The organism is Variovorax sp. R-27, assembly GCF_049913215.1.
Classification (GTDB): domain Bacteria; phylum Pseudomonadota; class Gammaproteobacteria; order Burkholderiales; family Burkholderiaceae_C; genus Variovorax.
Genome location: NZ_CP183984.1, coordinates 1,286,203 through 1,299,320 on the forward strand (window position 1 = coordinate 1,286,203; position 13,118 = coordinate 1,299,320).

The 13,118-nt window shown below is 68.7% G+C and carries 11 protein-coding genes; 5 read left to right on the forward strand and 6 right to left on the reverse strand.

Annotation, left to right across the window (positions count from 1 at the left end; translation table 11 throughout):
* The first annotated feature begins 10 nt into the window (after positions 1 to 10).
* Positions 11 to 403, forward strand: a complete 393-nt coding sequence (locus ACN9MV_RS05745) for a carboxymuconolactone decarboxylase family protein (protein WP_426391567.1) — start codon at positions 11 to 13, stop codon at positions 401 to 403.
* A gap of 6 nt (positions 404 to 409) precedes the next feature.
* On the opposite strand, the gene putA is transcribed toward ACN9MV_RS05745, so the two are convergent.
* A complete protein-coding gene (putA, locus tag ACN9MV_RS05750; RefSeq protein WP_426391568.1) occupies positions 410 to 4,147 on the reverse strand; it encodes a trifunctional transcriptional regulator/proline dehydrogenase/L-glutamate gamma-semialdehyde dehydrogenase in 3,738 nt (1,245 codons plus the stop codon).
* Between the two features lie 158 nt (positions 4,148 to 4,305).
* Between putA and ACN9MV_RS05755 the strand changes: the two genes are divergently transcribed.
* The 4 genes from ACN9MV_RS05755 to ACN9MV_RS05770 all read left to right on the forward strand — a co-directional run bounded on the left by ACN9MV_RS05755 (position 4,306) and on the right by ACN9MV_RS05770 (position 7,181).
* A complete protein-coding gene (locus ACN9MV_RS05755; RefSeq protein ID WP_426391569.1) occupies positions 4,306 to 5,334 on the forward strand; it encodes a hypothetical protein in 1,029 nt (342 codons plus the stop codon).
* A 57-nt stretch (positions 5,335 to 5,391) separates the two neighbouring features.
* Positions 5,392 to 5,988, forward strand: coding sequence for a helix-turn-helix domain-containing protein (locus ACN9MV_RS05760; RefSeq protein ID WP_426391570.1), 597 nt, complete (start codon positions 5,392 to 5,394; stop codon positions 5,986 to 5,988).
* Between the two features lie 5 nt (positions 5,989 to 5,993).
* Complete coding sequence (locus ACN9MV_RS05765; RefSeq protein WP_373423569.1) at positions 5,994 to 6,548, forward strand: GNAT family N-acetyltransferase; 555 nt, start codon at positions 5,994 to 5,996, stop codon at positions 6,546 to 6,548.
* Between the two features lie 99 nt (positions 6,549 to 6,647).
* Positions 6,648 to 7,181 (forward strand): DUF2147 domain-containing protein, encoded by a 534-nt coding sequence (locus ACN9MV_RS05770; protein ID WP_426391571.1) that lies wholly within the window; start codon positions 6,648 to 6,650, stop codon positions 7,179 to 7,181.
* Between the two features lie 22 nt (positions 7,182 to 7,203).
* Here the strand turns inward: ACN9MV_RS05770 and ACN9MV_RS05775 are convergent, their stop codons facing one another.
* The 5 genes from ACN9MV_RS05775 to ACN9MV_RS05795 all read right to left on the reverse strand — a co-directional run bounded on the left by ACN9MV_RS05775 (position 7,204) and on the right by ACN9MV_RS05795 (position 13,075).
* Positions 7,204 to 8,652, reverse strand: a complete 1,449-nt coding sequence (locus ACN9MV_RS05775; protein ID WP_426391572.1) for an N-acyl-D-amino-acid deacylase family protein — start codon at positions 8,650 to 8,652, stop codon at positions 7,204 to 7,206.
* Positions 8,653 to 8,665: 13 nt separating this feature from the next.
* Positions 8,666 to 9,736: a Bug family tripartite tricarboxylate transporter substrate binding protein gene (locus ACN9MV_RS05780; protein WP_426391573.1), complete on the reverse strand. Its 1,071-nt coding sequence runs from the start codon at positions 9,734 to 9,736 to the stop codon at positions 8,666 to 8,668.
* 43 nt (positions 9,737 to 9,779) lie between these two features.
* On the reverse strand, positions 9,780 to 10,826 hold the full coding sequence (locus ACN9MV_RS05785; protein ID WP_426391574.1) for a threonine ammonia-lyase: 1,047 nt from the start codon (positions 10,824 to 10,826) through the stop codon (positions 9,780 to 9,782).
* 14 nt (positions 10,827 to 10,840) lie between these two features.
* A complete protein-coding gene (locus tag ACN9MV_RS05790; RefSeq protein ID WP_426391575.1) occupies positions 10,841 to 11,827 on the reverse strand; it encodes an N-carbamoyl-D-amino-acid hydrolase in 987 nt (328 codons plus the stop codon).
* Between the two features lie 249 nt (positions 11,828 to 12,076).
* Positions 12,077 to 13,075, reverse strand: coding sequence for a LysR substrate-binding domain-containing protein (locus ACN9MV_RS05795; RefSeq protein WP_093172680.1), 999 nt, complete (start codon positions 13,073 to 13,075; stop codon positions 12,077 to 12,079).
* Between the last annotated feature and the right edge of the window lie 43 nt (positions 13,076 to 13,118).

Below are 13,118 nucleotides of genomic sequence, written 5' to 3' on the forward strand. Positions count from 1 at the left end.
AGGAGCTTTCATGAAACCCCAGCCCATCGAATACGCCAACGCCTCGGACGAAGTCAAAGCCGTCTTCGACGACATCAAGACCTCGCGCAACGTGCCCGACGTCAACAACTTCTGGAAGTACCTGGCCAACGACCCCATCGCGCTCAGGCGCACCTGGAGCAGCCTGAAGGAAGTGATGGCACCGGGCGCGCTCGACCCGGTGGTGAAGGAGATGGTCTACCTTGCCGTGAGCGTCACCAACAACTGCGGCTACTGCATTGCGAGCCATCACGCCGGCGCCGAGAAGGCCGGCATGACGCCCGCGATGTTCGCCGAGCTGATGAGCGTGGTCGGTATGGCCAACGAGACCAACCGGCTCGTCAATGGCTACCGCGTGCCGATCGATCCGGCGTTCGACAAGTAAAACCGATCAGCCGATCGTCATCAGGCTCGCATTGCCGCCGGCCGCCGCCGTGTTGATGCTGAGCGCACGCTCCACCACCAGGCTTTCGAGCGGAATGTCCGTATCGCCGGGCGTAAAGGCGCGCACGCCGACGATCGGCCCCGGCCGCGCTGCGATGCGCTGCATCACGCCCGACAGGCTCTGCATGCTGCCGTGGTGCAGTGCGGCGTCGAACATCACCGTGTCGGAGGCCCAGTCATTCGCGATGGCCACGCACTGCTGCACCTCGGCCGGCAGCGATGCGCGAAGACTTTGCGCGGCGGCATTGGCGGGCCAGATCGCGGTGCTGCCCACCGACAGCACTGCGGCCAGCTGCACCAGCCGGTCGGCTTCCGTATCAGCTCCCGAGTCAACCAGGCACAGCACCGCCTCGCGCGGCTCCAGCGTGTAGACGTTGCGCTCGCCGGTCGGGCCGGCCAGCGTGCGCGAACTGCCTGAGCGCGACTGCTCGGCGAAGCGCGCGCATTGCGCCGCCAGCGCGGGGCGGTCGGTTGCCTCCGCCCAGCGCGCGAGTGCCGACAGCGCGGCCCGTGATGCAACAGCACCACCCGCCACCGCGCGCTCCATTGCATCGTCCGGCCGCGCCGACAGCATGCGCAGCATGTACAGCGGACCACCGGCCTTCGGCCCCGTGCCCGACAGCCCCTCGCCGCCGAACGGCTGCACGCCCACCACCGCGCCGACGATGTTGCGGTTCACATAGACATTGCCCGCCTTGGCGTGCTCCACGATCTGCGCGATGGTTTCGTCGATGCGCGTGTGCACGCCCAGCGTCAGCCCGTAGCCCGTGCCGTTGATCTGCCCGATCAGCGCGCCCAGGTCGCGCCTGCGGTAGCGCACGACATGCAGCACCGGTCCGAACACTTCGCGCTGCAGCTCCGCGATGCTGTCGAGCTCGATCAGCGTCGGCATCACGTACGTGCCGTTGCGCGTGTCGTGTGCGTACTCGCGGCCCTGGCGAAAGACCTTGCGGCCCTTCGAGCGCATGGTCGCGATGTGGCGCTCGATGCCGTCGCGTGCTTCGGCGTCGATCACCGGCCCGATGTCGACGGCCAGCCGCGCGGGGTTGCCGATGCAGGCTTCGGCCATCGCGCCCTTGAGCATCTCCAGCAGCCGGTCGGCCGCTTCTTCCTGCACGCACAGCACGCGCAGCGCCGAGCAGCGCTGGCCCGCGCTGTCGAAGGCCGAGGCCATCACGTCTGTGACGACCTGTTCCACGAGCGCGGACGAGTCGACGATCATCGCGTTCTGTCCGCCGGTTTCCGCGATGAGCGGCACCGGCGCACCATGCGCGCCGAGCCGCTGCGAGAGCGTCTTCTGCAGGATGCGCGCAACCTCGGTCGAGCCGGTGAACATCACGCCCTGCACGCGCGCGTCGGCCACCAGCGCAGCGCCGACGGTTTCGCCGCGGCCCGGCAGCAGCTGCACAGCGGCATGCGGCACGCCGGCTTCCCACAGCACGCGCACTGCTTCGGCCGCCACCAGCGGCGTCTGTTCGGCAGGCTTGGCCAGCACGGGGTTGCCCGCCGCGAGCGCGGCCGCCACCTGGCCGGTGAAGATCGCCAGCGGAAAGTTCCATGGGCTGATGCACACCATCGGGCCGAGCGCGCGGTGCGTGTCGTTAGAGAAATCGCTGCGTGCCTGCGCCGCGTAGTAGCGCAGGAAGTCGACCGCCTCGCGCACTTCGGCGATGGCGTTGGCATAGGTCTTTCCGGCCTCGCGCGTCAGCAGGCCGAGCAGGCGAGGCATGCCTTCTTCGAGCTTGCCGGCGGCGCGGTCGAGCAGGGCGGCGCGCTCGGCGGGCGGCGTGGCGGCCCATGCCGGGGCGATGTCATGGGCATGGGCAATGGCCGATTCGACATCGGCCAGCGTGGCCTCTTGCACCCGTCCGACGATGTCGCGGTGGTCGGCGGGGTTCAGCACGCTGACCGCTTCGCCAGCTGGCGCTGCTTCGGCGAGCATCGGCGCTGCATGCCAGCTTTCACCGGCGCTGCCGGCGAGCACATGGCCCAGCGCGCGCAGGCTGTCGTCGTTCGCCAGGTCGAGCCCCTGCGAGTTGGCACGCTGCGTTCCATACAGCGCCGCGGGCAGCGCAATGGCCGGATGCGGCAGGCCCATCGTGCCTTCCTGCTGCGCCATGCGTTCCACCGTGGCGACCGGGTCTTCCACCAGCGCATCGAGCGAGATCGTCGGGTCCGCGATGCGGTTCACGAACGAAGTGTTCGCGCCGTTCTCCAGCAGGCGGCGCACAAGATAGGCCAGCAGCGTCTCGTGCGTGCCCACTGGCGCATAGATGCGGCAAGGCCGACCGAGCGGGCCGACCACCTGCTCGTACAGCGGCTCGCCCATGCCGTGCAGGCACTGGAACTCGTACTGCCCCGGCTTGTAGCGCGACGGGTCGGCCGCCGTGTAGATGGCGGCCAGCGTGTGCGCGTTGTGCGTGGCGAACTGCGGGTACACGGCCTCCGGCGCATCGAGCAGCTTGCGTGCGCAGGCGAGGTACGACACGTCGGTGTAGGCCTTGCGCGTGTAGACGGGGTAGCCGTCGAGCCCGTCGATCTGCGCGCGCTTGATTTCGCTGTCCCAGTACGCGCCTTTCACCAGCCGCACCATCAGCCGGTGCCGGCTGCGGCGGGCGAGATCGATCACGAAGTCGATCACGAACGGGCAGCGCTTTTGATAAGCCTGGATCACGAAGCCGATGCCGTTCCAGCCCGCGAGCGCCGGCTCGAAGCAAAGGCGCTCCAGCAGATCGAGCGAGAGTTCGAGCCGGTCGGCCTCCTCTGCGTCGATGTTCAGGCCGATGTCGTACTGCTGCGCCAGCAGCGCAAGCTCGCGCAGCACCGGGTACAGCTCGGCCATCACGCGTGAATGCTGCGCGCGGCTGTAGCGCGGATGCAGCGCCGACAGCTTGATCGAGATGCCCGGCCCCTCGTACACGCCGCGATGGTTCGATGCCTTGCCGATCGCGTGGATCGCCTCTTCGTACGCGACGCGATAGCGCTTGGCGTCTTCCATGGTGAGCGCAGCCTCGCCGAGCATGTCGTACGAATAGCGAAAGCCCCCGGCCTCCAGTTCGCGCGCGTTGCCCAGCGCCTGCGCGATGGTTTCGCCGGTGACGAACTGCTCGCCCATCATCCGCATCGCCATGTCCACGCCCTTGCGGATCAGCGGCTCGCCGCCCTTGCCGATCAGGCGCGTGAGCACGGCCGACAGGCTGGTCTCGCTGTGCGTGGCCACGAGCTTGCCCGTCAGCAGCAGGCCCCAGGTCGTGGCGTTGACGAACACCGACGGGCTGCGGCCCGCATGCGACTGCCATTGGCCGTGCGCGATCTTGTCGCGGATCAGCGCGTTGCGCGTCTCGGCGTCGGGGATGCGCAGCAGCGCCTCGGCCAGGCACATCAGCGCCACGCCTTCCTGCGACGACAGCGCGTATTCCTGCAGCAGGCCCTGCACGAGGCCGGCGCGGCCCCCTGCGTTCTTGCGCTCGCGCAGCTGCCGGGCGATGCGGTAGGCGAGTTCCTGGGCTTCTTCGGCCTGGCCGCTTGGCAGGCGCGCTTGTGCAAGAAGCGGCGGCAGCGCCTGCGGTTCGGCGCGGCGCCAGGCTGCAGTGATCTGCTCGCGCAGCGCCGAAGAGGGCTCGGACAAGCCATCGGCAAACGCCGCGAAGGAAGAGGGCAGGGGGTCGGCGCTGGTGGTGCTCATGAGGGGCTCGTGCTGGTGATATGTTGGATGATCCGCGTCTCCAGGGCGAATTTGTGTTCGAAGAATGGCGATTCGGCAGAGTAAATCGCTAAGACGAGCGGGTGGGCCGCGCGAGAGAATCCGTGTTCCAACCACCAGCCCCGGGGAGTCGCACGAACATGCACAACAACAGATGGCTTTGCCTTGCGGCCGCGTGCCTGTCGCTCTGGTCGGCGCATGCGGCGGCCGATCCCGTCGACTGCACAGCGTCGGCTTCCCTGGATTGCTACCGCAGCTTCCAGCCGACCGGAGCCGGCGGCACGCTGAACTACTACGCCTCGCTCGCTCCCGGTGCGGAGGCAATTGCCGGCCCGATGAAGGCACTCATCGCCGTGCACGGCCATCCGCGCGACGCCAACAAGACCTTCGACGCGGCACTGCGCGCCGTCCGCAATGCCGATGCGCTGGGCAACACGCTGGTCGTCGCGCCGGTCTTCCAGGTCGCAGCGGACAAAGCCGGCAAGTGCAGCACCCCGGGCGTGCCCGCTGCGCAGCCCGGCGACCTGCTGTGGACCTGCGGCTCCTGGCTCGAAGGCGGCCGTGCAGGCGAGGGCGGCCGCATCACCTCGTTCGCTGCCATGGACGCGCTCGTGACCGAGCTGACGCAGCGCTGGCCGAGCCTGCGCACAGTCACCATCGCCGGCTTCTCGGCCGGCGCGCAGATGGTGCAGCACTACATCGGCTTCGCGCAGAACGGGGGCGCGGTGGCCGTGCGCTACGTGGTCGCCGATCCGGGTACGTGGCTCTACTTCGATCCGTTTCGTCCGCAGCCGACGCCCGATGCCACGGCTTGCCCCGCGATGAACCGCTGGAAGTACGGCACCGACGACCTGCCAGCGCACCTCGGGCGCAGTGCCGCGCAGGCGCGCCGGCAGTATGCGGAAGCCGACATCAGCTACCTCGAAGGCGAACTGGACAGCAACGATGCGCGGGGCACGGCCTACCGCGTGCTCGACAAGTCCTGCGCGGCCGCCGCTCAAGGCCCGTTCCGCCTGCAGCGCGGCCTTGCCTACGCGCAGTACGACCGCACGCTGCTCGCGCCGGCCAAGCGCCGCGAGGTCGTGGTGGTGCCGGGCTGCGCGCATGACGTGGCGTGCGTCTTTCCATCGGAAGCCGCGCGCGCCGCATTGATCGGCCCGCCGCGCTGAGGGCGGTTCGCCGGGAGGCTTGACGCAATTTCCTTTATGGTGGATATTTAATCCAATATGAAGGAAATAGAAGAAGCACCGTCCGGCCTGAACGACCGCATCGCGCAGCGCGTGCGCGACCTGCGTGCGCAACGCGGCCTCTCGCTCGATGCGCTGGCCACGCACTGCGGCGTCAGCCGTTCCATGATCTCGCTGATCGAGCGAGGCGAAAGCAGCCCCACCGCCGTGCTGCTCGAAAAGCTCGCGACGGGTCTCGGCGTGTCGCTGGCCTCGCTGTTCGAGGCGCCCGCGCCCGCCGCCGATCCGGTGTCGCGCCTGGCCAGCCAGCTGCAGTGGCGCGACCCGCACTCCGGCTATGTGCGGAGGAACGTCTCGCCGGGCAGCTTTGCATCGCCGATCCAGATCGTCGAGGTGCTGTTTCCGCCCAAGGCCCGCGTGGCTTATGAAACCGCGGCGCGAGAGCCGGTCATCCACCAGCAGGTGTGGGTGCTCGACGGCGTCATCGAACTCACGCTGGGCGACGACCAGCATCGGCTCGCCACCGGCGATTGCCTGGCGATGGTGCTCGACCGCCCCATGAGCTACTACAACCCCTCGAGCACTACCACCCGCTACGCCGTGGTGATCGCGACAGTGCCTTCTTCCTGGAGATGAACAACATGACGAATTTCGAAGCGCCCCGCATCCATGTCCTTTCTACGGTGAGCGATGCCCAGGTCCAGGCGCTGGCCGACCTGTTGATCGATTGCGTCGAGGGCGGCGCGTCTGTCAGCTTCATGCTCCCGCTGGCCCGCGAGCGCGCCCTCGCGTTCTGGCGGAAGGTGGCCGACGGCGTGGCGCGCGGCGAACGTGCATTGCTCGTGGCCGAAGACGCCGAGGGCCTCCTCGGAACAGTGCAACTCGTGCTCGACCAGCCCGAGAACCAGCCTCACCGCGCAGAGGTCTCGAAGATGCTGGTGTACCGCAGGGCGCGGCGCCGGGGCATCGGCGCGCTGCTGATGCAGGCCGCCGAGGACCAGGCGCATGCGCACGGCAAGACCTTGCTGGTGCTCGACACGTCGAGCGCCGAAGCCGAGCGGCTCTATGCCCGCATGGGCTGGCAGCGCGTTGGCGTGATCCCCGGATTCGCACTGCTGCCGGAGGGCGAACCGTGCAGCACCACCTTCTTCTATCGCGCGCTGCAGGCCCGCGCACAGGCACCGGCGGCAGGCTGAGCCGAACAGATTTGTATCGCACCTTGTCTGGCACGCGGCCAGATACGGAGAGCGACCATTCAGTGCCTGCCCTGACACACTGCGAAGGCAGGTGCTGCGATGCAATGGGTGCTTCATCCACTCGACACGAAGCCCGCCATGACCATGCACTCGTTCCATCGTCCATCAGGCCGCGCGCTGGCCGCCGTCCTGATGCTGACCGCAGCCTTCGCCGTGCAGGCGCAGTCGTCTTCCGCGGCAACCGATCCTCGCGGCCGCTGGATCACCGCGAACGGCAACCTCGAAGTGGAGCTCGCACCGTGCGGCACCGCGCTGTGCGGCACCGTCACCAAGGTCCTCGGCAATCGATCGATGGCGCCCGGAGGCGGCGACATGCAACCCGCCGACGGCCGACCGGCCCTCGGCATGACGCTGCTGAAAGACTTCATGCCAGTCGATGTGACCGATCCGTCCCGGCCGCCCACCGAATGGGCCGGGCAGATCTACAACCGCGAGAACGGCAAGACCTACAGCTGCAACATGTCGGTCAGCACCACCGGCAATCCGGCGGGCGAGCTGCTGCTGCGTGCGTACGTCGGGCTGCCGCTGTTCGGCAAGACGCAACGCTGGGTGCGCGCCGCGTCGGACAACTGAGCTGCCATGCGCGGCCGGTCCGTCAGTCGGTCAGGCGCACCACGCGCCCGTTGCGCACGCCCAGCGATTTGCCATCGCGCCACGCAGGCCGCCCGTTGACGATGACGGCGTCGATGCCCTCCGCGCGCAGCGTAGGGGCCTCCCAGGTTGCGCGGTCGGCAATCCGGTCGGCATCGAACACGGTGATGTCGGCAAAGGCGCCTTCGCACAGCACGCCGCGGCCGGGCAGGCGGAAATGCCGGGCCGTCAGCCCCGTCATCTTGTGCACCGCCTGTTCGAGCGAGAACAGACCGACGTCGCGGCAGTAGTGGCCCAGCACGCGCGGAAAAGTGCCCCACAGGCGCGGATGCGGTGACGCGTCGTGCGGCATGCCATCGGAGCCGATCATGGTTTGAGGAAAGGCGAGCACGCGCCGCACGTCGGCCTCGTCCATCAGGAAGTAGATGGCGCCGGCCGGCTGCAGCAAATCGACCGCATCTTCCATCGACACACCGAGGCGCTGCGCGATCGCGTCGAGGTCCATGCCCGCGAACTCGGGGTGTGGCAGTGACTGGGTGACGATGATCCGGCTCGACACCGCAATGCGGTCCTTGCGCAGGATGGTGGAGCCCGCGCAGTAGGGATAGCAGTCGAGCGCGATCGGCTGGTGCGCCATGGCCTTGCGCACGTGGGCCAGGGTTTGCACCGAACGGCCATGGTTGCGCGGGCCGATGAGCTTGTGGTGCGACACCACCACCGGCGCCTGCGCCGCGCGGCCGACCGCGAAAGCCTCATCCAGCGCGGCGAAGACATGGTCGCCCTCGTCGCGGATGTGGCTCGCGTACACGCCTCCGTAGGGGCCGATCACTTCGGCGACTTGCGCCATCTCTTCGGTCGTGGCTGGCATGGCCGTGGGATAGGCCGCGCCGGTGGACAGCCCGATGGCGCCGCTGGCCATGGCCTCGTCGAGCAGCGCCCGCATGCGCACGATCTCTTCCGGTGTGGCGGCCCGGTCGAGGCGCTCCATCGTCGCCGCGCGCAAGGTGGTGTGGCCCACCAGGCAGGCCGCGTTCACCGCGGCGGGCGCAGCTTCCAGGCGCGCGAGGTAGGCCGCGAAGGTGGCGTCGCCGAATAAGGCGGGGTCGTGGCCCAGCAGGTTCAGCGGTGGCGGCACGGTGGCGCCGGCCGGCGCGCCCCAGGGCGCGAGGCTGATGCCGCAGTTGCCGGTGACGACCGTCGTCACGCCCTGGCTCAGCTTGGCCGGCATGTCCGGCTCGAGCAGGAGGTAGCGGTCGTCGTGCGTGTGCGAGTCGATGAAGCCCGGCGCCACGATGCGGTCGCTGGCATCGATCTCGACCGTGCCACGCAGCGCCGACAGATCGCCGATGGCGGCTACGCGCGCACCGCGGATGCCGACATCGGCCTTGCGCCGTGCATCGCCCGTGCCGTCGATCAGCATGCCGTGGCGCACCACGAGGTCGAAGTCGGCCATGTACGTGCGCGCTTCAGTCGAGCTTGGCGCCCGAGTGCTTGACCACGTCGGCCCACACGGGGCGCTCTTTCCTGGCGAGGTCGAACAGGTCCTGGCGCGGACCGGTGTGGACCTCATAGGCCTGGGCGGCCAGCTGCTGCTTCACCGCGGGCGAATTCAACGCCTTGTTGAAAGCAGTGTTGAGAGCGTCGAGGATCTTCGGATCGACGCCGGCCGGTGCAACGTAGCCGGTCCACGCCACGGCCTGGTATTTCTTCAGGCCGGTCTCGGCGATGGTGGGCAGATCGGGCAGGCGGCTGTCGCGCGCGGCGCCGGTCACGGCCAGCGGCGTGATCTTGCCGCCCTTGAGGTGCGGAGCGATGGAGGTGATGTTCTCGAACACCAGGTCCACCTCGCCGCGCATCAGCGCCATGTCGGCTTCCAGCCCGCCCTTGTACGGGATGTGCACGATGGACACGCCAGCCATCGACTTGAACATCTCCGCGCTCAGGTGGCCGGTGGTGCCGTTGCCGCCGGAGGCCACGGTGAGCTTGCCGGGCTGCTTCTTGGCCATGTCGATGAGGCCGGCCACGTCCTTCACGCCGAGGTCGCTGCGCACGGCCAGCACGTTCTGCACAAAGCCGGTCAGTGCCACCGGGGCGAGCTGCGTGTCGGCGTCGTAGGGCAGCTTCTTGTAGAGCGACTGGTTGATCGCCAGCGTCGCCACGTTGGCATAGGCGATGGTGTAGCCGTCCGCGGGGGCGGCGATGGTGGCCTGCGTGCCGATGATGCCGGAGGCGCCGACGCGGTTCATTACCACCACCGACTGGCCGAGGTCGCGGCCCACCGCATCGGCGAGCAGCCGCGAGACGATGTCGGGCGTGGTGCCGGCGTTGAAGGGCACGATCAGGGTGATCGGCTTGTCGGGGTACGCGGCTTGCGCGTAGCCGCACAGGGCCAGCGCGGCCAGCGGCGCGGCCAGCACACTCAAGAGCCAGCGGCGGGAGGCAAAGGAACGGACGTTGAAGAACGACATGGTCAAGGCTTTCTGAAGAAGATCGATGGAGGGGCTTGCGGTCTCCTGGGCGACGCTGCGCCGGGGCATGGCGGCGTCGGCCTCGTTGCTATGGGAATGGATGAAATGGGCGCTACGCCATCACGGATTGCAGGACCGGCAGGTCGACATTGCCTCCCGAGAGAACGAGCACGGCGCTCTGCCCGCGCAGCGAGACATGGCCGGCCAGCATTGCCGCGAGCGCCACGCTGCCGCCGGGCTCGACGACGAGGTGCAGTTCCTCCAGCGCGAATCGCATCGCGCGGGCCACCTCCGCATCCGTCACGGCGACGGCCTCGTGCAGCAGCGGCTGGTTGATGGCGAACGGCAGCTCTGCGGGCGTGACGGCCTGCAGGGCATCGCACAGCGTGCGCGCGCCGGGTGCGTTGGTCTCGCGCCGGCCGCTGCGCAGCGAGCGCACGGTGTCGTCGAAGCCCGCGGGCTCGACGGCCACGCGCCGCGCGCCGGGGCTCAGCGCATCGAGGGCCAGGCAGCAGCCGGCCATGAGGCCGCCGCCGCCGCAGGGCGCTGCGAACAGGCCCAGGGTTTCCCGCGCACCGGCCGGCAGGTCTTGCAGCGCTTCCAGTGCCACGGTGCCCTGCGCGGCCAGCACCTCGGGGTGATCACCCGGCGGTACCAGCGTGCCGCCGGTCTCGGCCAGCAGGCGCATGCCGATGTCCTCGCGGCTTTCCCTCTCGCGGTCGTAGTGGACGACCTTCGCACCCTGCGCGAGCGCGCGCGCCACCTTGGTCTTCGGGGCATCGACCGGCATCACGATGGTGGCCGACACGCCCAGTTGCCGCGCCGCCCAGGCAATCGCCTGGCCGTGGTTGCCCGTCGAATAGGCCACCACGCCGCGCTCCCGCTGCTGCGGCGTGAGCGTCAGCAGGGCATTGAAGGCGCCGCGGGCCTTGAAGGAACCGGTGACCTGCAGGCTCTCGGGCTTGATCCACACGGTGCCGCCCATCAGCGCGTCCAGCGCGGGCGAGCGCAGCAGCGGCGTGCGTTGCACGTATGGCGCAATGGCCTGTGCGGCGCGCAGCACGTCTTCGAAACGGGGCACGCGCATCGTGCCGAGCATCGCGTGCTCGATGTGGTCCGGCAGCGCCGCGGCAGAAGAAGTGGAGGAGGTGCTCGTCATCGCGCGGGCCTCCTTCACGCCGGTTGCCACACCGGGGGCTCGGTGCTGCCGGTCTGGCTGGTGAGGCGGGTGTAGGCCTCCAGGCGGCGGTGCTGGGCGAAGTTGAAGATGGTGTTGCGGCCCAGCTGGCACATGTCCAGGTTGCAGTCGGCCACCACCAGCTCGTCGTCCCAGCTGGTGGCCATGGCCATGATCTCGCCCTGGGGGTTCACGATGATGGAGTGGCCCATCAGCTCGAAGCCGTCTTCATTGCCGGCCTTGGCCACGCCCACGCCGAAAGTGGCGTTCTGGTAGCACCCGGCCTGGATGGAAAGCTGCGAGTGGAAGTTGCGCAGGTGGTGCGCCTCGAAGCCGCGGTTCTCCTGGTTCACCGCCGGCGTGTTGTAGCCCAGCATGACCAGCTCGACCTGCTGCAGCCCAAGCTCGCGCCACGATTCGGGCCACCGCCGGTCGTTGCAGATCAGCATGCCCAGGTTCACGCCATCGACCTGGCCCACAGGCGCGCGCACGACCGGGAAGCCCAGGTTGCCCACCTCGAAGTAGCGCTTTTCCAGGTGCTGCACCTTGCGGATGGTGGAAAACTCCTTGTGCCCCGGCAGGTGCACTTTGCGGTACTTGAGCACGATCTCGCCCGAAGGCGCGATCACCACCGAGGTGTTGAAGCGCCGCTTGCGCACCACGCCGGTCTCGTCGGCCTCGTGGGCGATCTCGGCGTAGCCCAGGTAGCAGGTCAGCCCATAGCGGCGAATGGCATCGAAGATCGGCTGTGTGGCGGGCGAGGGCAGCGCCTCCTCGTACCACGCGTCGGCCTCGTCGAGGTTCTCGACGTACCAGCGCGGAAAGAAAGTGGTCAGCGCCAGTTCGGGAAACACCACGACATTGGCGCCGCGCTGATGCGCGCGCTCCAGCAGGCGCACCATGCGGGCCACGACGGCATCGCGGCCTTCGGCTTTCTGGATGGGCCCGAGCTGGGCGGCGGCGACGGTGATCAAGCGGTTCATGGCGGCAGAAAAGTTGGTCTGAGCCAAATGATCTGGCCCGCCGCCCCTGCGGCCAACTGCGCCTGAACCGCCCCGGCAGGCCGCGAGGGCATGCATCGAATCTGCCGCAAGTGATTGATTTCAAACACAAAACCCGTGGCGCTCAAGGCGCCCCGACCCGCTCGTCGATAACCGCGCGTTATGCCCTGGGGACAAAAGGTGATGGACGTCCGGCCCGCGCTGTCAATGGCGCGCAACGAATGGCCCGGCTCAGGGGCGAGGCGCACGCACGGGCGCATCCTCGCCCGGGTGCTCGGGCAGCGTGAGGGCGAGCGCACTGTCGCGCCCCTCCTGCTTCAGCAGCCGTTTGAATACGGCCAGGAATTCCTTCGCCATGGCCGACAGCGGGCTGACGTTGGTGTGGATCAGGTAGATGCGGTGCGCGAGCGCGGGCGAGAGCGGCTTGAGCACCACGCCATCCGTCATCACCGAGCGCCGCGCACCGAAGGCCTCGATCAGCGCCACGCCGACGCCTTCGCGCACCAGCGCCATCGCCTCGGGCGTGGAGCGGATCTCGACGTCGGCGCGCAAGGGCAGGCCCGACGCGGCGAGGAAATCGGCAGTGAGCCGGCCGAAGGGCGTGTCGCGCCCGTAGCCGATGAAGGTCTGGCCCACCAGGTCGCTTGCGCTGATTGCCTCGGCCTGCGCCAGCGGATGGCGCTCGGGCACCGCGCATTCGATGAAGCTGTGGCCGATCGCCCGCGATGCCGCGTTGGCACTGGCCGGCGGCGGCATCGAGGAGATCGCCAGGTCCGCGTGGCCCAGCAGCACGTGCGGCAGCAACTGGTCGAACGGCAATGGCCTGTACTTGATGCGCACGTCGGGATAGCGGGCCCGGAAGCGCTTGATCGCCACCGGTATCAGCCACTCGCTGAAGCTGGGGCTCGAAACCAATGACAGCTCGCCCTGCGAACCGCCGACCAGGTCGGCCGCCAGTGCATTGAAGCGGCGCACGCCCTCCAGGATGCTTTCCACCTCCGAGAACAGGCGGCGCGCCTCGGGCGTTGGCTGCAGGCGCCCGCGCACGCGCTCGAACATCAGCATGCGCAGCCGGCTCTCCGTCGTGGCCAGCACGCGGCTGACGGCCGGCTGGGAAACGCACAGCATGCGCGCCGCCCCGCTGAGGGTGCCGGCAATCATGATGGCGTGGAAGACTTCGATCTGCCGCAGATTCAGCGGCACCGGCGGGGTCAGGAGCGTGGCAGGCATGGCGCGGGACACCATGCAAGTAGCACGCCACTGCGCGGAGGCT